Source organism: Pseudarthrobacter sp. HLT1-7, assembly GCF_059383435.1.
In genome coordinates this window covers 63027-86481 of record NZ_JBWZCH010000015.1, presented here as the reverse complement: position 1 = coordinate 86481, position 23455 = coordinate 63027, and the positions used below count along the sequence as shown (strand labels likewise).

23 protein-coding genes and 1 pseudogene are annotated in these 23455 nt (G+C 66.7%); 11 read left to right on the top strand and 13 right to left on the bottom strand.

All coding sequences use genetic code 11. The features are described 5' to 3' along the window. Positions 1–22 precede the first annotated feature (22 nt). The gene (locus AC50X6_RS14325; RefSeq protein WP_494966864.1) at positions 23–385 is read right to left on the bottom strand and encodes a MerR family transcriptional regulator; all 363 of its coding nucleotides are present in this window, start codon (positions 383–385) and stop codon (positions 23–25) included. Between the two features lie 46 nt (positions 386–431). Between AC50X6_RS14325 and AC50X6_RS14320 the strand changes: the two genes are divergently transcribed. Further along, positions 432–890 carry a VOC family protein gene (locus tag AC50X6_RS14320; protein ID WP_494966863.1) on the top strand — a complete coding sequence of 153 codons (459 nt, stop codon included), beginning with the start codon at positions 432–434 and terminating at the stop codon, positions 888–890. 91 nt (positions 891–981) lie between these two features. Here the strand turns inward: AC50X6_RS14320 and AC50X6_RS14315 are convergent, their stop codons facing one another. Continuing rightward, a complete protein-coding gene (locus AC50X6_RS14315) occupies positions 982–1818 on the bottom strand; it encodes a helix-turn-helix transcriptional regulator (protein ID WP_494966862.1) in 837 nt (278 codons plus the stop codon). Between the two features lie 200 nt (positions 1819–2018). Between AC50X6_RS14315 and AC50X6_RS14310 the strand changes: the two genes are divergently transcribed. Further along, on the top strand, positions 2019–3443 hold the full coding sequence (locus tag AC50X6_RS14310; protein ID WP_494966861.1) for an MFS transporter: 1425 nt from the start codon (positions 2019–2021) through the stop codon (positions 3441–3443). A 534-nt stretch (positions 3444–3977) separates the two neighbouring features. Here the strand turns inward: AC50X6_RS14310 and AC50X6_RS14305 are convergent. Then, a complete protein-coding gene (locus AC50X6_RS14305) occupies positions 3978–4676 on the bottom strand; it encodes a TetR/AcrR family transcriptional regulator C-terminal domain-containing protein (protein ID WP_494966860.1) in 699 nt (232 codons plus the stop codon). A gap of 82 nt (positions 4677–4758) precedes the next feature. Here AC50X6_RS14305 and AC50X6_RS14300 point away from each other — a divergent pair, with 82 nt between their 5' ends. The 5 genes and pseudogenes from AC50X6_RS14300 to AC50X6_RS14280 all read left to right on the top strand — a co-directional run. After that, positions 4759–5658, top strand: coding sequence for an oxidoreductase (locus AC50X6_RS14300; protein WP_494966859.1), 900 nt, complete (start codon positions 4759–4761; stop codon positions 5656–5658). Positions 5659–5688: 30 nt separating this feature from the next. Then, positions 5689–6624: an NAD(P)-dependent alcohol dehydrogenase gene (locus AC50X6_RS14295; RefSeq protein WP_494966886.1), complete on the top strand. Its 936-nt coding sequence runs from the start codon at positions 5689–5691 to the stop codon at positions 6622–6624. A 130-nt stretch (positions 6625–6754) separates the two neighbouring features. After that, positions 6755–6958, top strand: a complete 204-nt coding sequence (locus AC50X6_RS14290) for a hypothetical protein (protein ID WP_494966858.1) — start codon at positions 6755–6757, stop codon at positions 6956–6958. Between the two features lie 3 nt (positions 6959–6961). Next, on the top strand, positions 6962–7210 hold the full coding sequence (locus AC50X6_RS14285) for a DUF4389 domain-containing protein (protein WP_494966857.1): 249 nt from the start codon (positions 6962–6964) through the stop codon (positions 7208–7210). Positions 7211–7376: 166 nt separating this feature from the next. Further along, a pseudogene (locus AC50X6_RS14280) lies at positions 7377–7475 on the top strand (IS481 family transposase); the annotation flags it as partial. A gap of 149 nt (positions 7476–7624) precedes the next feature. Here the strand turns inward: AC50X6_RS14280 and AC50X6_RS14275 are convergent. From AC50X6_RS14275 to glgC, 4 genes are all read right to left on the bottom strand, one after another. Continuing rightward, positions 7625–8197, bottom strand: coding sequence for a hypothetical protein (locus AC50X6_RS14275; protein ID WP_494966856.1), 573 nt, complete (start codon positions 8195–8197; stop codon positions 7625–7627). Continuing rightward, positions 8152–8622: a pyridoxamine 5'-phosphate oxidase family protein gene (locus tag AC50X6_RS14270; RefSeq protein WP_494966855.1), complete on the bottom strand. Its 471-nt coding sequence runs from the start codon at positions 8620–8622 to the stop codon at positions 8152–8154. The genes AC50X6_RS14275 and AC50X6_RS14270 overlap by 46 nt, the downstream gene beginning before the upstream one ends. Before the next feature lie 114 nt (positions 8623–8736). Next, positions 8737–10257, bottom strand: a complete 1521-nt coding sequence (locus tag AC50X6_RS14265; protein WP_494966854.1) for an SDR family oxidoreductase — start codon at positions 10255–10257, stop codon at positions 8737–8739. Between the two features lie 109 nt (positions 10258–10366). Beyond that, entirely contained in the window at positions 10367–11782 is a 1416-nt protein-coding gene (glgC, locus tag AC50X6_RS14260) for a glucose-1-phosphate adenylyltransferase (protein WP_494966885.1), read from the bottom strand. A gap of 96 nt (positions 11783–11878) precedes the next feature. On the opposite strand from glgC, the gene glgA reads away from it, so the two are divergent. Continuing rightward, positions 11879–13084, top strand: coding sequence for a glycogen synthase (glgA, locus tag AC50X6_RS14255; RefSeq protein ID WP_494966853.1), 1206 nt, complete (start codon positions 11879–11881; stop codon positions 13082–13084). A gap of 96 nt (positions 13085–13180) precedes the next feature. Here the strand turns inward: glgA and AC50X6_RS14250 are convergent, their stop codons facing one another. Then, positions 13181–15322: an acyl-CoA dehydrogenase family protein gene (locus AC50X6_RS14250; protein WP_494966852.1), complete on the bottom strand. Its 2142-nt coding sequence runs from the start codon at positions 15320–15322 to the stop codon at positions 13181–13183. Beyond that, a complete protein-coding gene (locus tag AC50X6_RS14245; RefSeq protein ID WP_494966851.1) occupies positions 15319–16158 on the bottom strand; it encodes a TetR/AcrR family transcriptional regulator in 840 nt (279 codons plus the stop codon). Before AC50X6_RS14245 ends, AC50X6_RS14250 begins: the two co-directional genes overlap by 4 nt. Before the next feature lie 61 nt (positions 16159–16219). Here AC50X6_RS14245 and AC50X6_RS14240 point away from each other — a divergent pair, with 61 nt between their 5' ends. Genes AC50X6_RS14240 through AC50X6_RS14230 form a run of 3 tightly spaced genes read left to right on the top strand, consistent with a single transcriptional unit; the run spans position 16220 to position 19899 of the window. Beyond that, entirely contained in the window at positions 16220–17641 is a 1422-nt protein-coding gene (locus tag AC50X6_RS14240) for an acetyl-CoA C-acetyltransferase (protein ID WP_494966850.1), read from the top strand. 9 nt (positions 17642–17650) lie between these two features. Then, complete coding sequence (locus AC50X6_RS14235; protein WP_494966849.1) at positions 17651–18991, top strand: 3-oxoacyl-ACP reductase; 1341 nt, start codon at positions 17651–17653, stop codon at positions 18989–18991. Then, positions 18988–19899, top strand: coding sequence for a MaoC family dehydratase (locus AC50X6_RS14230; protein WP_494966848.1), 912 nt, complete (start codon positions 18988–18990; stop codon positions 19897–19899). The genes AC50X6_RS14235 and AC50X6_RS14230 overlap by 4 nt, the downstream gene beginning before the upstream one ends. 75 nt (positions 19900–19974) lie before the next feature. Here AC50X6_RS14230 and AC50X6_RS14225 read toward each other — a convergent pair whose 3' ends face one another. From AC50X6_RS14225 to AC50X6_RS14210, 4 genes are all read right to left on the bottom strand, one after another. Beyond that, positions 19975–20988, bottom strand: a complete 1014-nt coding sequence (locus tag AC50X6_RS14225; RefSeq protein WP_494966884.1) for an FUSC family protein — start codon at positions 20986–20988, stop codon at positions 19975–19977. 196 nt (positions 20989–21184) lie between these two features. Continuing rightward, positions 21185–22252, bottom strand: a complete 1068-nt coding sequence (locus AC50X6_RS14220) for a glutathione S-transferase family protein (RefSeq protein ID WP_494966847.1) — start codon at positions 22250–22252, stop codon at positions 21185–21187. A 9-nt stretch (positions 22253–22261) separates the two neighbouring features. Then, complete coding sequence (locus AC50X6_RS14215) at positions 22262–23038, bottom strand: M50 family metallopeptidase (protein WP_494966846.1); 777 nt, start codon at positions 23036–23038, stop codon at positions 22262–22264. Next, a complete protein-coding gene (locus AC50X6_RS14210; protein WP_494966845.1) occupies positions 23035–23400 on the bottom strand; it encodes a TraR/DksA family transcriptional regulator in 366 nt (121 codons plus the stop codon). The genes AC50X6_RS14215 and AC50X6_RS14210 overlap by 4 nt, the downstream gene beginning before the upstream one ends. Positions 23401–23455: the final 55 nt, after the last annotated feature.

The window sequence follows — 23455 nt, the reverse complement described above, 5'->3', positions numbered from 1 at the left end:
GCGGGCAGGCTCCGGACGATTGTTACGCCTTCGATTGGGGTGAGTTTCCCCGGACGTCCTCTATGAGACGGTCCAATGAACTGCGGTTCCCCGCCAGTTTTTTCATCGCCGCCGTGATTCTCTCCCGTTCGAGCACCAGCCGGGTGTTGAGATCCGGTGTTCTCATCCCAGGATCGCTGAGGCATGGCAGGAGTCCGGCCATGGTCGAACTGCAAAGTCCGGCGTTGAAAAGCCGCTGGATGAGGAGTACGCGAGACACGGCGCCGGGACTGTAGATGCGCTGTCCGGAGGGGCTGCGGTCTGCGGCCAGCAGGCCCTGGTCCTCGTAGTAGCGAAGGGACCGTGCGCTGACTCCGGTCTCGGCCACAAGTTCACCGATACGCATATGTCGATTTGCCCCTCACATTGATGTCAGGTCCTACGGTACAAACATGACTACTGAAAACGGCACTAACTACCCGGTCCGACAGCTCCGCCTCATCGTAGAGGCTGAAGACTATGACGCTGCGCTCACGTTCTATCGTGACGTTCTGGGATTGACCGAACAGGCCGCTTTTGAGGGCGACGGGGACGCCCGAGTCACCATCCTGGAAGCCGGCCGAGCCACCCTGGAGCTTTCCAACCCGGCACAGGTGAAGATGATCGACAGGGTTGAAGCCGGCGGCCAGCCGAGCGCCAGGATCCGGGTGGCTTTCGAAGTCGATGATGCCGCGGCCGTTACGGACGAGCTCGTCGCCGCGGGCGCAACCCTGATTGCCGCACCGAGGGAAACCCCCTGGCGGTCGCTTAATTCCAGGCTCGCCGGTCCCGCCGGCCTTCAGGTAACGCTTTTCCAGGAACTCGAACCGGTCAAGGAGCGAAGCGCCCGCCAGGGTTTCAAACAGCTTTGACCCATCCACCAGGCCGGGCCGGCGTTCCCGGCTGCCGTTGTGGCTCTCTTGTGCTGCCATCAGCGGGTCCCGGCTGGCCGCGGCAATGGGTTCATGAAAGGCGGGTGAGCGCGTCGGCGGTGGTCCCGCCGGGCTCTGCAGTGTAAGTGAGGATCCGGTGGCCGGAATCGTCCGGCATGGTCAGGACCTCAAACCCGAGTTCCAGCAGCCCGAGATCGGGGTGGTGCATGATTTTGGTGCCTGTCATGCAGTTATCCACCGGGTGCTCGGCCCACATCACCGCGAACTCGGGGCTCTTGAGGGTCAGCTCGCCCACGAGTGCCGCGAGGTCGGTGTCGTCGGCGAACCGTCCCGAGAGCAGACGGAGCGAGGCCACGGCCCTGCCTGCCTCGGTACGCCACTGCGGGTAGAGGCCGCGGGTGGGTCCGTCCAGGAACAGCATCCGGGTCATGTTCGGGCGCAGGGAAGGGGTTTGCGGGGACTCGAAGTCCAGATGGGAGGCGAGCAGACAGTGGCCGGCCGTGTTCCAAGCGAGCACTTCCGTGCGCTTGCCGAGTACCACTGCCGGCACTGTGTGCATGGTGTCTATCAGCCGTTTCGTCCCGGGCCGGGCATGGTCGGGCCGGCTGCGGACCGACTTCTTGGTCCGCCGTCTGCTCCCGGACAGGTCCGAGAGGTGTTTCCGCTCCACCTCGGTCAGGACCAGGGCCAGGGAGAGTGAGTTGATGACGGCGTCGGAGGCGTTGACGTGCTGGCCCTGATCGAGCCGGGCGTAGTAGGTCACGCTCATTCCGGCCATCATCGCTACTTCCTCGCGCCGCAGCCCGGGAACCCGCCGGGTCCCGTAGTCCATGAGTCCGACGTCGCCGGGGCTCAGGGCCGCGCGCCGTTTGCGGAGGAAATCGCCCATGGCGCCTGATTGGTTCATGTCCCCGAGTATTCACGATTGGCGTCGGTTGTGGGTAGCACTGCCAGTGCTACCCACAACACGGCGTGGCTGTTCATCGTCGGCCCGGGCACGGTGGAGAGGAAACTCCCACCCGCACCTTATCGATTGGAAGCCCAGCTATGACAACCCGGGATACCTCCCCGCCCGCTACGCGCACCGGGTCCCAGCAGCCTGTCCGGATGACGGGCCGTCAGCGTCTGATCATGGTCCTGCTGCTGACAGCCAGCTTCACGCTGGCGGTGGACTTCTCCATCCTCAACGTGGCCCTGCCCCGGATCGGGTCCGACGTCGGCTTCTCCCTGGAGCACCTGCAATGGATCGCAACATCCTTCGCACTTTGCGCGGCCGGTTTCACCCTGTTTCTCGGACGGGTTGCTGACCTGTTCGGGCGTAAACGCCTCTTCATCGCCGGCATGGCGCTGCTGGGCATCGGCTCGCTGATCGGTGGGCTCGCCACGGAACCGGGCCTTTTGCTGGCGGCCCGCATTGCCCAGGGTATCGCGACCGCCGCCGTCACCCCGGCCGCACTGTCCCTGCTCACCACGTCCTTTCCCGAGGGGCCGCTGCGGGACAAAGCCCTCGGGCTGAACGGTTCCCTGATGGCCGCCGGCTTCACCACCGGTGCGATACTCGGCGGACTCCTGACAGACCTGCTGTCCTGGCGGTGGGCGTTCTTCATCAACATCCCCGTCGCTGCGTTTGTCCTGATCCTTGCACCGAAACTACTGACCGAATCCGCCCGCGGAGCGAGGAGGAAACTCGATGTCCCCGGCGCGGCCACGGTCACCCTCGCCCTGCTCATGCTCGTCTCCGGCCTGACCACCGCCGGCGAAAAAGGCTGGTCCGACCCGCTGTCGTGGGGGCCGCTGGCCTCGGGCGCGGTGCTGTTCGCCCTCTTCTTCCGCATTGAAAAGAACACATCGCATGCCCTGGTCCCCGTATCCATCCTGCAGCGGAACAACATCGCCTGGGGAAACGTAGCCGGGATCCTCGCGTTCGCCACCGAAACCTCACTTGTATTCGTGCTCACCCTCTACCTCCAACAGGTCCTCGGCTACGCACCGCTCGGCGCGGGCCTGACGTTCGCCGTGCTTGGCGCGGGAACCGTCGTCGGCGGCATCCTCGCCCCCAAAATCATTGGACGCTTGGGCACGAAGAACACCATCATCACGGGACTCACTATCCAGGCCGCCGCCACCGGGTCTCTTCTGTTTATCACCACGAGCCCGTCTTCCTTGATCCTGGTGCTGATCGCCACCTTTGTCGGCGGCGTTGCCAACCTTGCCGCCATCGTCGGGTTCATGGTCGCGGCCACATCCGGCCTGCCGAACCATGAGCAGGGCCTCGCCACCGGGCTGACCACCATGAGCCAACAAATAGGCATTACCGTGGGCATCCCCGTCATGAGCACCATCATCACGGCAGGCCTGCCAAGCAGGTCAGCCGACCCATCGCCCGCCCAGGTTCTGGAGAGCATTCTCCCCGCCCTCGGCGTCAATGCAGGCCTCTGCCTCACCGCAGCGCTCGTCATCGCCGTGTTCTTAGATGGCCGTTCATGGCAACGAACCGGGTCCCGCGTACTGCCATGGCGTCGGGGCAACTAGCAGTCATCAAATCAAAACGAGAATAAGTAGGTGTTCCAGTCAACAAACGCTGGCCGCGAGTACCCGGGGGCGCGGAGATCACATTCTGCGATCATCGGCACGCATACTTGATCCACAAAATGTGGGTGACAACCACAGAACGGGAGCCGTCGCCGGCGCGAGGTGCGGGAACTTCGTTCTACAGCAAATCGGGCCGGTGAAGGGTGTGCTTCCCTGAAGCAGCGTCCGGTGCCAGCGTGCATGGCACGCTTCGACGAAGACCCTATGTACGAGGAGAACAAAGATTATCTGGCTGAACGGTGCATCTGCTGCAGGAAAGAAGAACTTTTCCTACCCGACCCCACCGGCTTGGCGTAATTTTCCCGAGCATTGGTCCTCAAGCCCCGAGGCGCCGGCGGGGTTTCCACGAGGGCGACGTCCAGGTCCAGTTCGTCGGCTTCCTGCATGCGGTCGACCATGGGTGTGGCGATGATGCCGCGGGGGACCGCGTTGACCCGGACGGGCGTTCCCTCCCCACGGTCCGCCCTGTCTGCGCTACTGGATGGATGTCCGCCGACCGGGCGCTAGTTGGGGAGATCCCTCCAGCGCGGCCGCAAGGCCGTCGAGAACGAGGTTGAGGCCGAAGTTGAACTCGTTGCCGTATGCGTAACCCGGGGTGAGAATGAGGGTGCTCGCCATGTTGGCGAGGTTCGGGAAATCCTCGGCCATGCTCATCTGCTGGGCGATGATCTCCTCCGTTGCGGCACCGATATTGCCCGTTGGGTCGAGGGGTAGCGACGCCTCCTGCTGGGCGAAGCCCTGCACGTAGCTGTCGAGAACGGACATCGAGTGCCCGATCATGGGCATCGAGAAGCCCGCGGCCCCGAGGCATCCAATCACTGAGTCGAGGTGACCCAATGTCGCCGGGCCCGGTGACGTCCGCGACTTCATGCTGATTGCCCAGGGATGTCTCGCAAGGACGTTCCGAGTCGACTCGGCTCGTGCATGCATCGCTGGCCGCCACTCGTCGCCCGCACGCGGGGTGAAGTACTCCGAGTACACCGCGTCGAGCATTCCGTCGAGCAAGTCCCCTTTGTTCTTCACGTGGTAGTACAACGACATCGCCTCGACGTCGAGTTCTGCGGCGAGTTTGCGCATGCTCAGGGAGTCGATACCGCCAGCGTCCGCAAGGGTCGTTGCGACCTGAATCGCTCGATCGCGGGTGACTGGTTGGCGTGTTGTTTTCTGAACCATAGACAGCACCTTACAACGTATGGTAACCTCATGCAATCGACCTTACGCTGTATGGTCACACCGATTTCGTGGAGGCAATGACATGTCCCACTGGACGAATGATCGAATTCCGAAGCTGCATGGTCGGACCATCATCGTGACTGGCGCGAACAGTGGTATAGGCCTCGAGGCCGCACGAGTGTTCGCCGCGAAGGGCGCGCACGTTGTGCTCGCCGTGCGCGACCAGGCACGGGGCAGGGCTGCCGCCGCCACGCTCCCGGGATCGACTGAGGTGCGCACTCTCGACCTTGCCGACCTTCGGTCAGTTCGTGCGTTCGCGGAGAACTGGCACTCTGATATCGACGTGCTCGTCAACAATGCTGGGGTGATGGTTCCCCCGTTGGGGCGCACCGCAGACGGGTTCGAACTACAGTTCGGAGTCAATCACCTTGGTCATTTCACCCTCACCAACTTGCTGCTTCCACGAATCAAAGGCCGTGTGGTCACAGTCGCCAGCGGTGCTCACCGCTCGGGAACGATCGACTTCGACGACCTCAACTGGGAGACCCGTCGGTACAGCAGCGGCTCCGGAGCCTATGAGCAGTCGAAGCTCGCCAACCTTCTGTTCACGCTCGAGCTGCAGCGGCGGCTCGCGGCATCCGGCTCTCCTGTTATCGCGACCGCCGCTCACCCTGGCATGGCGGCGACGAATCTCATGTCGAGCTCAGAGAGCGCAGTCATGACGGTCTTTGCCAAGATCGTCGTACGTCTGTTCGCGCAGGATGCCGCGACTGGCGCCGCCCCCACGCTCTTCGCAGCGACCGAGGACCTGCCCGGGGGTAGCTCCGTTGGCCCCAGCCAGCGACACGAGATGGCAGGACCGCCAAAGCTCGTCGGGCGTTCGGACCCAGCATCCGACCCCATCATTGCGGCCCGTCTGTGGGCCGCCTCGGAAGACCTTACCGGCGTGCGGTTTCCCACTGCCCAGCTGAAGGGCATCTGATGAGAGCCATCGTTCAGCGTGCGTACGGCGATGCCGACGTGCTCGCAGTCGAAGAGATCGACCGCCCCAAAATCGGCGCCGACGAAGTGCTCGTGCGAGTGCGCGTCGGGCTTCAACCACGCCGACTGGGTCTACGTCTCCGGCACGCCGCTCATCGCTCGCCTCGCGTTCGGACTCAAGCGCCCCAAGGCCATCGTCCGCGGGAAGGATGTCGCGGGCATCGTCCAGATGGTTGGCGCAAGCGTCACAACCTTCGTGCCCGGCGATGAGGTCTACGGTGAACTCGAATCGGGAACCTTTGCCGAGTACGCCGCCGCGCCCGCCACCATGCTCGCCAGAAAGCCCTTGAACCTCAGCTTTGAGGAGGCGGCCGCAGTACCCCTTTCCGGCATGACGGCGCTGCTCGGGTTCCGCGACGCGGGCGCGGTGAAGCCCGGATACCGTGTGCTTATCAACGGAGCATCCGGAGGGGTGGGCACCTTTGCTGTGCAGATAGCGAAGTCGCTCGGCGCCGAAGTGACCGCCATAGCCAGCTCCCGCAATTCCGAACTGGTGCGATCCCTGGGCGCCGATCACGTCATCGACTATTCGCTCAGCGACTTCACCCAGGGCAGTGCGCGTTACGACGTGATTCTCGACCTCATCGGCTACCATTCGCTCGCCAGGCTCCGCAGGACGCTCACGCCGACGGGCACGCTCGTGCTCTCGAGCGGAACCGGCGGGCGGGTCCTCGGCCCTATGGGTCGTATCCTCACTGCTGTCGTCATCTCGCCGTTCGTCAGCCAGAGGCTCGAACTGTTCTCCCAGCACGGTAGTGCGCAGGCGCTCAACGAACTGCGAGAACTCATCGAGGCCGGGCACATCAGGCCCGTGATCGATCGCACCTACCCCCTCGCCCACGTGCCCTCGGCTGTGCGCCACTTCGTGGACCAGCACGCCCGCGGAAAGCTCGTCATCACCCTCTGACTTCGCCCGCCAACCGGCGGTCGAGCCGCATCACCCACAGCAAGGAACCCCACTATGTCTATCACCACGCCCGAAACCCGCCGGAAGATGAGCGGGGCGCACCTGCTCACGCTCATCGCAGGGGTGCTGCTTGGTGCAGCCGCCCCCCGCCGCGCTTGCGTTGGACTGGCCGCCGCTCATCGCGGTCGGCGCTGTGCTCGCCGCCATTACCCTCATTCTCGTCGGGGCAGCCGGCGTTGGCCGGAGTATCCAGACCACCGAACGAGCCGGGCTGACGGCCCGGACGGTCAGTCTCGAGGGCAAACTCGACCCGAAGCTGACACGGTGGATGTGACTCGTGAAGTGGCTGCTCGCCATACCTCACTTCGTCGTGCTCGGAGTCCTGTGGATCGCTGTCGTCGTCGTTACCGTAGCCGCCGGATTCGCAATTCTCTTCACGCGACGCTACCCGGCGTCACTGTTTCAGTTCACGACCGGCGTGCTTCGCTGGAACTGGCGCGTCGCTTTCTACGCGAACGGCGTTCTGGGAAGCGACCGCTACCCTCCGTTCACGCTCGCGCGTACTTCCTACCCGGCTACCTTGTAGGTCGCCTACCCGTCGGCGCTGTCGCCCTGGAAGGTACTGTTCAAGTCCTGGCTGTTCGCGCTGCCGCACCTTGTCATCATCGCAGCCGTCACCGGGGGCAGGTGGGGTGTATGGACCGGCGGTGCAGTGACGAGTACCCGCCATTCCGCCTAGCCCAAGGCCCTCGCGAGAAATAGCTCTTCCTGGACACAATCACCACAGACCCCGCACCGCTATCCGAGGCCATCCACCCATCAGCCGGTTAACCAACCTGGCCGGGCAGTACAACGAGCGATCACATCGAAATCACCTCGTCCGGACGGCGCCGACGGCGTTCGCTGCTTGGGAGCCCGGTTCGGTCACGTTTAAAGAAATGAGAGTCATACCCAGCGCCGTGGAAGCCTGGGTGTCGAGGATCAGCGGCGGGTTGAATGCCTAAGGGTGGACGCCGGGGTCCGGATGGTTCGAGGCGTCGAGCAGGATCTCTTCCCACGTATGGCCCAGATAGTCCGCGATGGCGCGGGCGATGTCCAGGCCGGTTGGTGCATCAGGATGGGCACTGTCGAGGATCCGCTGTCCGGGGCGTGCGGCGACTGTTTCGATGAGGGCGGCCGTGTTGACGGCGGCAGTCGCGTGGTCGCCTCCCGCGCCGGCGGCGGCCAGGAACAGGGCGGGGCGCCGGTCGAGGACGCGTTTGAGGAACATCCATTCCCGGGGCACGGTTGCGCCTGCTCCGTGGACTTTGGATGCACGATTGACCGTGACGGGATGGCCGCTGTCGAGTAGGACCTGTTCGGCGGCGACTTTGTTCGCGCCGTATCCCTCGTGGGCATCGTAGTCACCGCTACCGGGCATCATGGTTGGCTGGTGGTCCCTGACTGGAAGCGGGAAAACCGGCAGGACGTCAGAGTTCACGTGGTTGCCTGCGTCGTCGACGTAGACGGCTTTGCTGGACAGCAGGTCTATTCGAAGGACTGGCGGCGGGGATCCGTGAGCCTGGTCTTCCACAGGTCAGGGTTGTTGACCTTGAACCGGCGCCCGGTCAGCACCCTGGGTGCCACGCGCACATAGAAGTCCTTGTCGCCTGCCTGCCACGGCTCCAGCAGCTTCGCGTCCACAGCGTTCTTATCGTCCTGGCTTTCGATCAGCTCGGCCTCGCCGCGGGCGATCACGCTCCACGCCGTTTGCTCGTGGGCGTCATAGCCGTCGATTTCGAAGGCAACGGGTTTGGCCGTCATGGCGCCCCAGAGCTTGGTTCCGCCCGCGGTACGGAAGGCGATCGCACGGCGCTCCAGGACAAAGTTCACCGGGAAGACCTCCGGATGACCGTCGACGATCATGGCAATGCGTCCGAGGACTTCGGTGCCCAGCAAGCCCCAACATTCGTCGATGGACAGCTCGTAATTCGGCGCAGGCGTCGTCTCTGTATTCATAGACCCACGCTACACGTACCGTCGGGGAACCTCGTCAGGGCCATACGGCCCGAAGACCGGCCCGAAGTCCGGCACGTAGCGCAGCCCGGCAGGCGCTGGCAGCCGGGGGAGGGCCTACCAGGGGCTGGGCCTGTAGTCCTTGAGGAAGACGCCGAACTGGTCTTCACCGGACTCGCCCGCAACGATCGGATCGTACACCCGGGCGGCGCCGTCGACCAGGTCCAGCGGGGCGTGGAAGCCTTCCTCCATAAGGCGCACCTTGGTGTGGTGCGGGCGCTCATCGGTGATCCAGCCGGTGTCGACGGCGGTCATCAGGATGCCGTCCGAGTCCAGCATTTCCTGGGCGCTTGTCCGCGTCATCATGTTCAGCGCAGCCTTGGCCATATTGGTGTGCGGGTGGCCGGGGCCCTTGTAGGCGCGGGAGAACTGGCCTTCCATGGCGCTGACGTTGACGATGTACTTCCGCCGGGCGGCGGAGCGCTTCATGGCCCCCCGGAGCCGGCTGACCAGCAGGAACGGCGCGGTGACGTTGCAGAGCTGGACCTCAAGCATCTCGAGGGGATCGACCTCGTCCACCACCTGCGTCCAGCTGTTGATGGCTGCGAGGTCCGGGACGAGCCCGCCGGCGTCGATGGCCGTGCCGGCGGCGATGCGTTCGAGCGACGCGGAGCCAGTGGACAGGGCGAGCGAGGTGATGGCGTCGCCGGCGAGGACCGGATGCTCCAGCACCGTGCTGGCCAGTGCTAGCGGGTGCTTGTCATGGGCGTGGCCGAAGGTGACGAGGTCGGGGCCGCCGTTGGCCGGCTGCAGCGCGGCGGGCAGCGGCTCGTCCTCGGCGTCGATGAGGGGCTGATACGCGTTTCCGGAACGGCGAACCGTCTGGGCCGCGTTGTTGATGATGATGTCCAGCGGTCCGGCCGCGTCCAGGGTGTCCGTCAGTGCCATCACCTGGGAGGGATCGCGGAGATCGATGCCGACGATCCGCAGCCGGTGCAGCCAGTCGCCGCTGTCTTCCATGGCGGCGAAGCGGCGTACGGCGTCCTTGGGGAAGCGGGTGGTAATGGTGGTGTGGGCCCCGTCGCGAAGCAGGCGCAGCGCGATGTACATGCCGATCTTGGCCCGGCCGCCGGTGAGGAGGGCGCGGCGGCCGCTCAAGTCCGTGCGGGCGTCCCGCTTGCAGTGGCTGAAGGCGGCGCACTCGGGGCACAGCTGGTGGTAGAAGGCGTCCACCTGCGTGTAGTGCTGCTTGCAGATGTAGCAGGGCCGGGACTTGATCAGGTGCCCGGCGATCTCGCCGGTGGCAGAGGCGGCGAGTTTGTTGCCGCGGGTCTCGTCGTCGATCCGGTCCGGGGCCGCCGTCGCGGTCTGGGCCAGCACGGCCCGGTCCGCTTCAGCGATGAGGTCCCGTTTGCTGACCCTGCGGTGCCGTTTGACGGCCTTGAACATCTTGCCGGTGGCGCGGCGCACCAGTACGTAGTCCGGGTGCTCCTCGTCGTAGACGTGGATGCTGTTCAGGACCTTGAGGCAGGCCTCGATTTCCGCTGCGGTCAAGTCCGCTGCGGTTAAATCCGTTGAAGTAAAATCGGCAGGAGTCAGACCGGAAGGCAGGTCAGAAGGCACATCGGGGGAGCTCATTGCCCCAATTTTACAGCCTGCCGGAGGCCCGGCCCGACGCCGGCGCCCGGCGCCGCGGCCCGACCTCGACGCCCGACCGCCGCGCCCGGCGCCGCCCGGGAGATTGCGTTTAGCCCGCTGTGGCTGACCGCGGAGTTGCGACGCCGACGGCGGCGGCCTGCACTTCTGCGATCTTGTCCACGGACTCCCGCAGGGCCGGCCAGTTTTCTGTGGCGGCCTTGACAGCATCCGGCACCAGAATCAGGTTGGCGGAGGAAAGGACGCGCTCTGCCTCGCCCGGGTCCGGGACCAGTTGTCCCTTGGAAACAACGGTGATACCGGTGTCGGTGACCTTGAAGCCGCGGGCCCGGTCCAGTTCGGCGTCGAGGCCGATGGCCGCATGCGCCGGGACCTTGACGTTTTTGTCGATGATGGCGCGCTTGACGACGGCACCTTCACCGATGGTGACCTTGTCCATCAGCACGGAATCGAGCACCCGGCTGGACGTGCCGACATAGACGTCGTTGGCAAGCACGGAGCCCTCGACGATGCCGCCGGAGATCACTGTCCCGCTGGCAACGATCGAATCCAGGGCCGTGCCGACGGTGTTGCCCACTCCGCGGACGAACTTTGCCGGCGGCGAGATGCTTTGCCGCGTGTAGATCGGCCATTCCGAGTTGTAGAGGTTGAACACGGGCACCGGCGAGATGAGGTCCATGTGCGCGTCGTAGAAGGAGTCGATCGTACCGACGTCGCGCCAGTACGTGCGGTCGCGTTCGGTGGAGCCGGGGATATCGTTGAGGGTGAAGTCGTAGACGCCGGCTTCGCCCTTGTTGACGAAGTAGGGAATGATGTCCCCGCCCATGTCGTGCTTGGTGTCGAGGCGCTCCGCGTCGACGTGCAGGGCCTCGACGAGGGCGTCGGCGTCGAAGACGTAGTTGCCCATGGAGGCCAGGAACTGGGAGGGATCGGCGGCGAGCCCGGGCGTGGAGGACGGCTTCTCGACGAACGCGCCGATCTTCCGCGGATCGTTGTGGTCCACTTCGATCACGCCGAACTGGTCGGCCATGCTCAGCGGCTGGCGCACGGCGGCGACGGTTGCCTTGGCGCCGCTGGCGACGTGTGAGTCCACCATCTGCGCGAAGTCCATGCGGTAGACGTGATCGGCACCGACCACGACGACGATGTCCGGGCTGGCGTCCTGGATGAGGTTCAGCGACTGGTAGATGGCGTTGGCACTGCCCAAGAACCAGCTCTTGCCCACCCGCTGCTGCGCCGGAACGGAGGCGATGTAGTTGCCCAGCTGTGTGGACATCCGCCAGGTTTCGGAGATGTGGCGGTCAAGGCTGTGGGATTTGTACTGCGTTAGGACGACGATCTGCAGGTACCGGGAATTGACCAGGTTGGACAGGGCGAAGTCTATGAGCCGGTAACTTCCGGCAAACGGCACTCCGGGTTTGGCCCGGTCTGCCGTCAACGGCATCAGCCGGTTCCCCTCGCCACCCGCGAGGACAATGGCCAGAACTCTTTTATTCGGCATGGTGATCGCTCCTGAACGCCTTTGTTACTCCCCAAAACAGTCCGGCACGCCCGAACGTCTTCACACTAGATCAGTTCCACCGTAACGACTACCTTGGGGTTTGTGCGTATAGACATTGTGACTAAAGAATTCCCGCCCGAAATCTATGGCGGCGCCGGGGTCCATGTGGCCGAGCTCAGCAGGGTGCTGGCCCACCACGTGGATCTGCAGGTGCGTGCCTTCGGCGCGCCCCGTGAATCCGACTACCACGGAGCGACGGTCACGTCCTACGCGGTGCCGGAGGATCTAGGCGGAGCGAACGCCGCCGTCCAGACCCTGGGTGTGGATCTGCGGATGGCCCCCGACATTGCCGGCGCCGACCTCGTGCATTCGCATACCTGGTATGCCAACATGGCCGGGCACATTGCGTCGCTGCTGCACGGGATTCCCCACGTGCTCAGCGCCCACAGCCTGGAGCCGCTGCGCCCGTGGAAGGCCGAGCAGCTCGGCGGCGGCTACGCCGTGTCCTCGTGGGTGGAAAAGACCGCCTACGAAGCGGCCGCGGCCATCATTGCTGTCTCCGAGGGCATGCGGCAGGACATCCTGCGCAGTTACCCGGCGGTGGACCCGGCCAAGGTCAAGGTGGTGCACAACGGCATCGACGTGGGCCGCTGGAACCGGGACGAGGGGGACGACATTATCCGGGCCCTCGGCATCGATCCGGAGCGGCCAAGCGTCGTCTTCGTGGGCCGGAACACCCGGCAGAAGGGCGTCCCGTACCTGCTGCGGGCCGCGGCCAAGCTCCCGTCCGAGGTGCAGCTGGTCCTGTGCCTCGGTGCCGCAGACACCCCCGAGCTGGCGGCCGAAACGGCCCGCCTGATCGAGGAGCTGCAAAGCCAGCGTAGCGGAGTCATCCTGGTCGAACGGATGCTGCCGCGCAACGAGGTCATCCAGGTGCTCAGCCACGCGACCGCGTTCGCGTGCCCGTCGATTTACGAGCCGCTGGGCATCGTGAACCTCGAGGCCATGGCCTGCGGCGCCGCCGTGGTGGCCAGCGCCACCGGCGGAATACCCGAAGTCGTCCGGCACGGCCAGACCGGGCTGCTGGTTCCGCTCGAGCAGGTCACCGACGGCACCGGAACCCCGCTCGATCCGGAAAAGTTCGTCACCGAATTCGCCGCGGCGCTCACCGAGGTGGTGTCCGATCCCGTACGGGCGCGTGCCATGGGCGAGGCCGGCCGGCGCCGGGCGGAGGAGCACTTCTCCTGGGAGTCCATCACGGAAACCACCCTTGAGGTGTACCGCTCGGTGCTTCCGCACGGTTCCTAAGGCACCTACGGGAAATAAGGCAAATACGGACGACGACGGCGCCGCCCCGGGTGAGGTGCGGCGCCGTCGTCGTTCTCCCGCCGGCGAAGCGGCGGGTCAGCGGCGCGGGGCCGTCTTCGCCGTGCGCGCGATCAGGACTTTCTCGTCCACCGGTGCCTGTCCGCTGGCGCGCTGCCCGCGGAAGTACTCCCGGGCCTCATCCTGCCGGACCTTTTCGGCGCCCGTGGCGATCTCGGCCCGGAGGTGCTCCGGACCGAAGCCGAACGCATCCACGAGGTCTAGGGCGTGCGGACGGATCTTGACCAGGAGCCGGTTGATGTAATCGCCAACCGTGCGGCCGCGCTGCATGGAGAGCCGTCCGTTCATGAGGTACCAGGACAGGTTCTTTTCGATCAGGGACAGCCCGAAGAGGTCCCGCAGCCACGTCAGGACCACCTTGGTCCCCGGATCCGCGACCTTGCCCAGCGCCTCGGTGAACGCCTCCCACTGGAGCAGTTCGGCGTGCGCCTGCGCGGCCTCGATGAGCTCGTTCTGGTGCTTGTTGAAGAGCGCGGCGCCCTGCGCCTGGGGCAGCTTGTTGGCGCCCTTGAGGGCCGACCCTACTTCCGCGACCATGGTCTGGACACGGTCCGTCAGCAGGGTCCGCTGGCTGGCTTCGTCCTTGATCGCGATGGCCGCCTTCTGCACCGAGCCGGAGTCGGCCACAAACTGTGCCACGCCGCGCAGCCCGGTGCGGTGGATCGCGGCACCGGCGGCCTGGCCCACCACGTAGCGGGCCAGCACGCCGAAGTTCACGGTCCGGAATTCTTTGGCGTAGTCGGCCAGCAGCCGCTTGGCGACGAGTTGCAGCAGTACGGTGTTGTCGCCTTCGAAGGTCGCGTAGACGTCGAGGTCCGCCCGCAGCGAGGCGAAGCGGTTCTCGATCAGGAATCCCGCCCCGCCGCAGGCCTCGCGGCATTCCTGCAGCGTGTCCAGCGCGTGCCAGGTGCTGAGCGGTTTGAGCGCGGCGGCGAGGGTCTCCAGATCCTGCCGGTCCGCGTCGGTGTCGTTACGGCCGGAGAAGACGTCATCGAACTTCTGCAGCAGCTGTTCGCTCGCGAAGCCCGCGGCATAGGTGGTGGCCAGCCGGGTGAACAGCCGGCGCTGGTGCCGCTGGTAGTCGAGCAGCACTTCCTCGTCCGTCTGCGACGAGGCATTGAACTGCCGTCGCTCGGTGGCGTACTGGATGGCTGTTTTCAGCGCCAGTTTCGAGGCGGTCACGGCGGCGCCGTCGAGCGACACCCGGCCCTGGACGAGGGTGCCGAGCATCGTGAAGAAGCGGCGGCCCGGGCTGGCGATGGAGGAGGTGTAGCTGCCGTCGGCGTCGACGTTGCCGTAGCGGTTCAGCAGGTTGGTGCGCGGGATCCGGACATTGGTGAAGTGCAGCCGGCCGTTGTCGATGCCGTTCAGGCCGCCCTTGACGCCGTCATCCTCGCCCCCGATGCCGGGCAGGAAGTCCTTGGTTCCGGGATCGCGCAGCTCCATGTAGAAAGCGTGGACGCCATGGTTAACTCCCCGGGTGACCAGCTGGGCAAACACGACCGCGGCCAGGCCGTCCACGGCGGCGTTGCCGATGTAGTCCTTCCAGGCGGCCCGGAAGGGGGTGTGGACCACGAACTCCTCGGTCGCCGGGTCATAGGTGGCGGTGGTGGCGATGCTGGCCACGTCCGAGCCGTGGCCGGTTTCCGTCATCGCAAAGCAGCCCGGAATTTCTAGGTTCATGATGCCGGGCAACCACGTCCGGTGATGTTCTTCGGTGCCCAGGTGGTTCACGGCGGAGCCGAACAGGCCCCACTGGACGCCTGCCTTGATCTGCAGCGAGGGGTCGGCGATGACAAGTTCTTGGAAACCGGCCACGTTTCCGCCGTGTTCGTCGGCGCCGCCGACGGACGCCGGGAAGGCGCGGTGGACGGCGCCGTTCTCTACCAGGATTTTAAGCTGGCCGAAGACGCGCTGCCGGTGATCCGTGTGGCCCAGGCCTTCGGTTTTGTGCAGCTCGGGCCGGCCGGCAAGGGCCCGCGCGACGCGCCGGGTGTCGGCCCATTTGCCGAGGAGCAGTTCACCGAGGGCCGCAACGTCGACGGCGGGCGCTCCCGCGTCCGTGGCGTCAGATGGTGAAGCCACCGACCGGGCGGCCGGGTTCGCGTTCGTCGTCGGGTCGATCGCCGGGTCCGCTGCGCGGTCCGCTAGTTCAGTCATGTCGATTCCTTCTTTGGTTCTGACAAGGTAGGTTCTGAAGTTGTGGGTAGTTGGGTGCGCTGCGCGGGTTCCGCCGGGTCTTCTGCCACCGCCGGCGCCGCGGCGGGCGGGGCGGGCTGATTCCGGAGCTCGGGGGCGATGCCCAGGCAGAGCCAGTGCGTGATCTGGCGCGCCATCGCCGCCTGGTCCGGTCTGGACGGGGAGTCCGGAGTGGCGAGCCACTGCTCGCCGGCGTTCCGGACCAGGCCGATCGCGGCGTTTGGCCAGTAGCCGATTGCCGTTTCGCGGACGGCCGAGTCGCCGAGGTGGCTCCGCATGGGCCGGGCGATCATGTCGCTGATCGCCGCAAAGAAGTGGCCCAGGGCGCCCGCCGTGGCAATGGACCCGGCGGCGGACCCGGCGGCGCCGTCCGCGCCGGCGGGTGCATACCGGGTGACGAAGGTGTAGACGTTGGGGCTCGTCTCGGCCATCTGCAGATACGCGGAAACCATGGCGAGCAGGCCCTCGCTGGGAGTCTGGGCGCCCTGCACCGCTTCCTGGATGCGCCGCTGCATCTGGCTGAGCACCACTTCACCCACCGCTTGCTGGAGCCCGGCCTTGTCCCCGAAATACCGGTAGAACACCGATTTGGAGGTCCCTGCCGCCGCGGCAATGTCCTCCATCGAGGCTTCGCTGCCCAGCGCGTGGACGGCCTTGCGGGCCGACTTGATGAGCTCCCGACGGCGTTCCTCGCGGTGCGGCTGCCAGCGGGAGGCACGCCCGTCGACGGTGCCGCCGGCGGACGCGACGGCGCCGGCCGGGACGCCGCCGGAAGAGTCAGACTGGGGGCTGTTCACGATACCCACCGTATCAGGTACGCTGGGTATCGGTAACCGTTTTGATCAAAGGAGACAGCCCATGTCCGTGAATGGACAGTCCGTACCCGGACCCCAGGAATCGACCCCGACGGCAGGGTCCGCAGGACAGACCACAGGACAGAACACAGGACGAGCCGCAGGACAGGCCGGAGTTACAGCACTGCCGGCGCTCCGCAGGGCCGTGGTGGTGGGCGGCAACCGCATTCCGTTCGCCCGGAACGGAGGCGCTTACACCAAGTCCTCCAACCGGGACATGCTCACCGCTGCCCTCGACGGGCTGATCGCCCGCTTCGGCCTGCAGGATGAGCGCATCGGCGAAGTTGCCGCGGGCGCCGTACTCAAGCACTCCCGCGATTTCAACCTGACGCGCGAAGCCGTCCTCGGCTCGGCGCTCTCCGCAGAAACGCCGGCCTACGATCTGCAGCAGGCCTGCGCCACCGGCCTGGAAACGGTGCTCGGCCTCGCCAACAAGATCAAGCTCGGCCAGATCGATTCGGCCATCGCCGCCGGCGTCGACTCCGCCTCGGACGCGCCGATCGCCGTGAGCGAGGGCCTGCGTGACGTGCTGCTGGACCTGAACCGCGCCAAGACGCTGCCCCAGCGGTTGCAGGTCCTCAGCCGCCTCCGGCCCAAGGACCTGGCACCCGATGCCCCGAACACCGGCGAGCCCCGGACCGGGCTGTCCATGGGCGAGCATCAGGCGCTCACCACCGCGCAGTGGAACGTCACCCGCGAGGCGCAGGACGAACTGGCCTTCAAGAGCCACCGGAACCTCGCCGCCGCCTACGATGCCGGCTTCTTCGACGACCTGATCACCCCGTACCGCGGCCTCAGCAGGGACTCCAACCTGCGCGCCGACACCAGCCTCGAGAAGCTCGCCACACTCAAGCCCGTTTTCGGCAAGAACCTGGGCGCCGCGGCGACCATGACGGCCGGAAACTCCACGCCGCTCACCGACGGCGCCTCCACCGTGCTGCTGGCCTCCGAGGAATGGGCTGACGCGCACGACCTGCCCAAACTCGCCACCGTCGTCGACGGCGAGGCGGCGGCCGTTGACTTTGTGCACGGCAAGGACGGACTCCTGATGGCTCCCGCCTTCGCGGTGCCGCGGCTGCTGGCCCGCAACGGGCTGACCCTCGATGACATCGACTACTTCGAGATCCACGAGGCCTTCGCCGGTACCGTGCTGAGCACCCTCGCCGCCTGGGAGGATGAGGAATTCGGCCGCAGCCGTCTCGGCCTCGACGGAGCCTTCGGCAGCGTCGAGGCGTCCAGGCTGAACGTCAACGGATCCTCGCTCGCCGCCGGGCACCCCTTCGCCGCCACCGGCGGAAGGATCGTGGCCTCGCTCGCGAAAATGCTGCATGCCAAGGGGCAGATCGACGGACGCCCGGCACGCGGCCTGATCTCCATCTGCGCCGCCGGCGGCCAGGGCGTCGTCGCTATTCTCGAAGCACACTAAGGGGACCGGATGACCGACAAATACACCCAGTTCGTGAGCAGTGGCCTGGGCAAGGACATCGCCAGGAAACTCGGGCTCCCGCAGCCCGTGGTGCTCCGGCGCCACAAGGCAGGTCAGCCGCTTATCGAAGGGCCGGTGCTGGTCCAGGGCACGGGCAGCGGCGCCGACGAACTCGCCTCGACCCTGCTGTCCTGGAAGCTGGACGTCCGCCGGCATGCCGTGCCCAGGGAAAAGCTCGGCGCCATCATCCTGGTGCTGGACGAACTGGCCCGTCCCGGGGATCTGGAGCAGCCTGTCCTGACGGCGGCCTCCTCGCTGCGGGACCTGGCGCCCAACGCCCGTGTTATCACCGTGTCCCGCGCCGCCTCGGATTCCGCCGATCCGGCCGTTGCCGCGGCCCGGCAGGGCGTCGACGGACTGCTGCGGTCGCTGGCCAAGGAACTCCGGGCCGGCGCCACCGGCAACGGCATTCTGCTCGCCAACGGCGCGGGCACCACCAGCCCGAGCACCCTCGGCGCGCTGCGCTTCTTCCTCTCCGGCCGCTCCGCGTTCGTGGACGGGCAGTTCCTGACCGTCACCTCGGCTGCCGGGCACTTGCCGGCCGACGCGGACAAGCCGCTGGCCGGCAGGGTCGCCGTCGTGACCGGTGCAGCACGGGGGATCGGCGCCGCGATTGCGCGCACGCTGCACCGCGACGGCGCCACGCTGATCGTCGTGGACATCCCGGCGGCCGGGGACCGCCTGGCAGCGGTCGCCAACGAGGTGCGCGGCACCGCGCTGCAGCTGGACATCAGCCGGGACGACGCCGGCCAGCGGATCATCGACCATGCCGTGGCGCGCCACGGCCGGCTCGACATCGTGATCCACAACGCGGGCATCACCCGCGACAAGCTGCTCGCCAACATGGATGCGGGGCGCTGGAACTCCGTCATCGCCGTGAATATCGCGGCCCAGTTGAGCATCAACGAGGCGCTGCTGGCCTCGGAGCACTTCCGGAACTCGCCGCGGATCGTATCCGTTGCCTCGACCAGCGGCATCGCCGGCAACCGCGGGCAAACCAACTACGCCGCCTCCAAGGGCGGCGTGACGGGCATGGTCCGGGCCACGGCACCGCTTCTGGCCGCCCACGGCGGCTCCATCAACGCCGTCGCCCCGGGCTTCATCGAGACCGAGATGACGGCCCGGATCCCGTTCGCCACCCGCGAGCTGGCCCGCCGGCTCAACTCGCTGCAGCAGGGCGGCCGGCCGGAGGACGTCGCCGAGGCCATCGCTTTCCTGGCCAGCGACGCTGCCGGCGGGATCTCCGGAGAGGTGCTGCGGGTCTGCGGGCAGAACCTGGTGGGGGCATGACCCCTTCGCAGCCCGTCATCCTGGGCGAAATGCCGGCGCTCTCCAAGCAGTACGTCAACGCCGCCGCCACCGCTGCGCGGCGCCGGATCCTGGGAACCCACACTGGGACCACGCTTCCGTTATGCAGCCACGAGGTCCGCGGTGTGAAGGCCGGGGCCGGGAACCTCACGGCCTACCAGCACCTGGTCGGGGAAACCGCAAGCGACATCCTCCCGGCCGGTTTCATCCATGCGCTGGCGTTCCCGCTGGCGATGAGTGTGATGAACCGCGATGACTTCCCTCTGCCGCTGCTGGGGATGATCCACCTCGAAAACCATGTGGTCCAGTCCGCACCCGTCCGCTTCACCGAGGCGGTGGACATCCGGGCCTGGGCGGAGAACCTGCGCGGCCACCGTTCGGGCACCCAGCTGGACCTCGTGGCCGAGGTCCGGGGGGCGGGGGAGGACATGATCCGCTGGCGCGGCGTGTCCAGCTACCTGGCCAAAGGCGTGTTCCTGCCCGGAATCGACAAGCCATCGGAACCGTCAGCGCCGGTGCACTTCACGGCCCCGGATCCCACCGCCCTCTGGCAGCTGGGAGTGGACACCGGCCGGGCCTACGCCGCCGTTTCCGGTGACTTCAACCCCATCCACCTGAGCGTGCTCTCGGCCAAAGCCCTGGGCATGCGCCGGTCGATCGCCCACGGCATGTACCTCGCCTCAAGGGCACTGGCCGACGTGGGCGCCGCAAAGGGAGAGACATTCAGCTGGCAGCTCGCCTTTGAGGCGCCGGTGTACCTGCCCGCGCGGGTGGCGCTGGACATCAGCACCGTCCAGGGCAGCGACGGCGGCTGGCGGCGCTCCGACTATGTCGGCTGGAACCCGAGGTCCGGCCGCAAGCACTTCAGCGGAACGGTTGCAGCGCTGTAGCACCAAACTCGGCTGAATCTTCGACGGCGGCGGCCGTCCCTTCACCTGGGGCGGCCGCCGCCGTTTCGAGCCCGCCTACGTCCTGGCCCCGCCGGACTTCACTACGCGGAGCATGCGGAGCAGGCTCAGCAGGATGGATTCCACGGCACTGGGCTCGTCCGTTGCCGCTTCCTCCGCGCCGATGCGGGCGGTCAACTCCTTCACCGCAATGCCGGCCGCGTCCGCCAGCACCGCCTGGCGTTCCGGACTCTCCTCTTCGATGGAGCGCAGAACGTCAGCCACCGCAGCCATGGCGTCGGCGAGCGGGGCGGCGTATTGATCCGGTATAACGAATGGCGTGTCTCCGGCCCAAATGACATCCGAGAGGACCTGCGTCACGTCCTGGACGTGGAACGTCACCCGCTCCAGGTCACGGAGGTTCCGGTAGTCCAGCTCCACATCCCGCGGATGGAGCCGTCGCCGGGGGTTGGCCTGCCGGCTGGCATCCGCCTTTTCCACCGCGAGCCGGACAGATCGGGCCGAGCCTGCGAGCGCCTCGGAACGGCCGGACCAGTTCTCATGCTCCGGCGGCCAGCTCTCCTTCAACGCCTTGCCCATGTCCCGCATCTGCTGGGCGAGGGCCAGGCGCAACTCCGCGATACTCAGAGCTGCGGCGTTGAAATACAGCGGCGGGAACACGAGGAGGTTGACGAGGATGCCCACGGTGACCCCTGCGCCCATCTGAACCAGGTAGCCGAAGGAGAAGCTGTCCGGATTGTTCCCGCCGACCAGCAGGACCAGGAGAGCCGCCGTCGGGATCCAGTCGCTGCCGGAGCCAATCCGCGGCAGCCCGGCGAGGATGACCCCAAAGCCCATAACGATGGCGACCGACAGCGGAGTGGGGTCCCCAACGCTGACGAGCACAAAGGCCAGGCCGATGCCGATCGCCAGCCCCACCAGCGTCTGGACACCCTGGCGGATGGACCCTGACACATTCTCGTACATGGCGACGAGGGCGCCGAGCGGAGCGTAGTAGGGGTAATCGGCCGCGGACCCGGGCATAAACGGGGCGATGAAGAAGGCTATGCCCGCAGCCAACGCCGCCTTCATGGCCAGTTGCAGCCGGGGCCAGAGCAGCGCCGAGGCCACGCCGCCGGTCACGATCCGCCACAGTCTCGCCGCGGGGGAAGGCGGCGGCGTGCTGGCGTCTTTTTCATTGCTCATCCCGGCTCACCCTAGGCCGGGGGCGATGTTGCGACAAGTGGACAAACTCCGTCCCTGCCCGCAGCCTGTGCTGGAAGGTGGCTCAGGCCGCCCCGTGCCCCGGAGCCACTTCTTCCCCCGCCCGGACCGGGCCCGGCGGCGTCCCGTCGCCGAAGGGGCGCCCGCCGAGGGCTTCGCGGCCGTGCGCGCTCAGCCAGTTCCCGGGCTCCGGCCCCTTCGGCACAATCCCGGTGGGGTTGATGTCCTCATGGACGATGTAATAGTGCTGCTTGATCTGCACGAAGTCGGTGGTATCGCCGAAGCCGGGGGTCTGGAACAGGTCCCTGGCATATCCCCAGAGCGCCGGCATCTCGCTGAGCTTCTGCCGGTTGCACTTGAAGTGCCCGTGGTAGACGGCATCGAACCGCGCCAGGGTGGTGAAGAGCCGCACGTCGGCCTCGGTGATGGTGTCCCCGACGAGGTACCGCTGGCCGGTGAGGCGTTCCTCCAGCCGGTCCAGCGCAGTCCAGAGCCGGTCATAGGCGGCATCATAGGCCTTCTGGGAGCCGGCGAAGCCGCAGCGGTAGACGCCGTTGTTGACTTCGGTGAAAACCCTCTTGTTGACGGTGTCGATCTCATCCCGCAGGTGCTCCGGGTAGAGCTCCGGCGCACCCGGACGGTGGTACTCGGTCCACTCGGTGGAGAAGTCCAGGGTGATCTGCGGGAAGTTGTTGGTGACCACCTTGCCGCTGCGTACGTCGACGATCGCCGGCACCGTGATGCCGCGGGGGTAGTCCGGGAACCGGAGGAAGTAGGCCGCCTGGATCCGCTCGATGCCCAGCACGGGATCCCTGCCGCCGGGATCCAGGTCAAAGGTCCACGAGCGGGCGTCGTGGGTGGGGCCGGGCTGTCCGAGGGAAATGACGTCTTCGAGACCGAGCAGCCGCCGGACGATCACCGTCCGGTTGGCCCAGGGGCAGGCACGCGCCGCGATCAGGCGGTAGCGGCCCGGTTCCACCGGCCAGCCGGGTTCGCCGTTGCTGCCCGGGCAACCGTCGCGGGTGATCCGGTCCTCGATGTAGTTGGTGTCCCGGCTGAACTCCTCGCCGCCGGTGACATAGGCACCCTTCGTGCTGTGGCCGGCGGGGTCATCGGTGTGTGTCTGGCTCATGGTCCCAGCCTATGCCGGGGGAGCGCCCGGTCCCCGCAACGCCGGCCCCGGCAACGGTGCGAAGACCTGGGCCATCGGCTGCCAGGCAAACCACCAGGCACCCCCCACAACCGCGGCAAAGAGCACCATCCAGATGACCGCGGGGACTCGGGTAGCCCGGAACAGCAAGTAGGCGTCCGACGTCGGCAATCTGTCCCGGCGCCGCAGATGGACGGCGGCCAGTTTCCCGAGGTCCCGGACAGCGGCGACCAGGAGGGCCAGACCGAGCACGATCATTACGTGGCCGTTGAATTCGGGCGGGACAAAGAGGACGAGCAGCACGGCGGACAGCGCCGCGGCCGCGGTGATCAGCACTCCGATCCCGTTGCGGATGAACAGGAAGGAGGCCAACAGCACGAGGGTTCCGACCGACATCGCCGCCGGTCCCCAGCCGTTGAAGCCGCACCAGACCATGGCAGCACCGACGACGGCGGGAACCGGGTACCCCCAGAATGTGGACCAGACGGCGGCCAGGGGGCGCCGGCTGTACGTGGTGGTAGTGCCGGAGTGGTCCAGGCTGAGCCGGATCCCGCCGAGGCGCTGGCCCGTCATAAGCGCGGCGAAGGCGTGGCCCAGTTCGTGGGTCACGGTGGCCATCAGTCCGAAATACCGCCAGGTCACGCGGGGGAGGGAGAGTGCGACGGCGAGGAGGACCACCAGGGCGAGTTCGGTGCCGGTGACGTGCGGGACGGGGCCCTGCGCGAATCCGGCGATGATCCGGTCCCACCAGGTCCCGGCGGCGTTCATGCTTTCCTGCCGGAAGCACCCGGGGTGTGCCGGATGCAGTACGGCGTCGAGGGCCTGGCCTCAAGCCGGCCCTCCGGGATCTCCTCTGCGCAGGCCTGGCAGATCCCGTAGCTGCCGTCCCGGATGCGGGCCAGTGCGGCCTCGACCTGCGCCAGGCCGGCCCTGCTTTGCTCCAGCAGCGCCGAGGCCTGCGAGAGTTCGAAGGCGATCGTGGCACCCTCGGGATCGTGTTCGTCGTCGACGTTGGAGTCCTGCCGGGCCGCGGTCACAGAGGTGATGTCCTGGTGGAGGGCGGGCAGGAGGGTAAGTTTCCGTTGGTGCTCCTCGAGCAGCAGAATCCGGAAACGTTCGACGTCGACCATAGGCTGCAAGGCTAGCGCGGATCGCACACGGTGCACACCACGGCACGGGGCACAC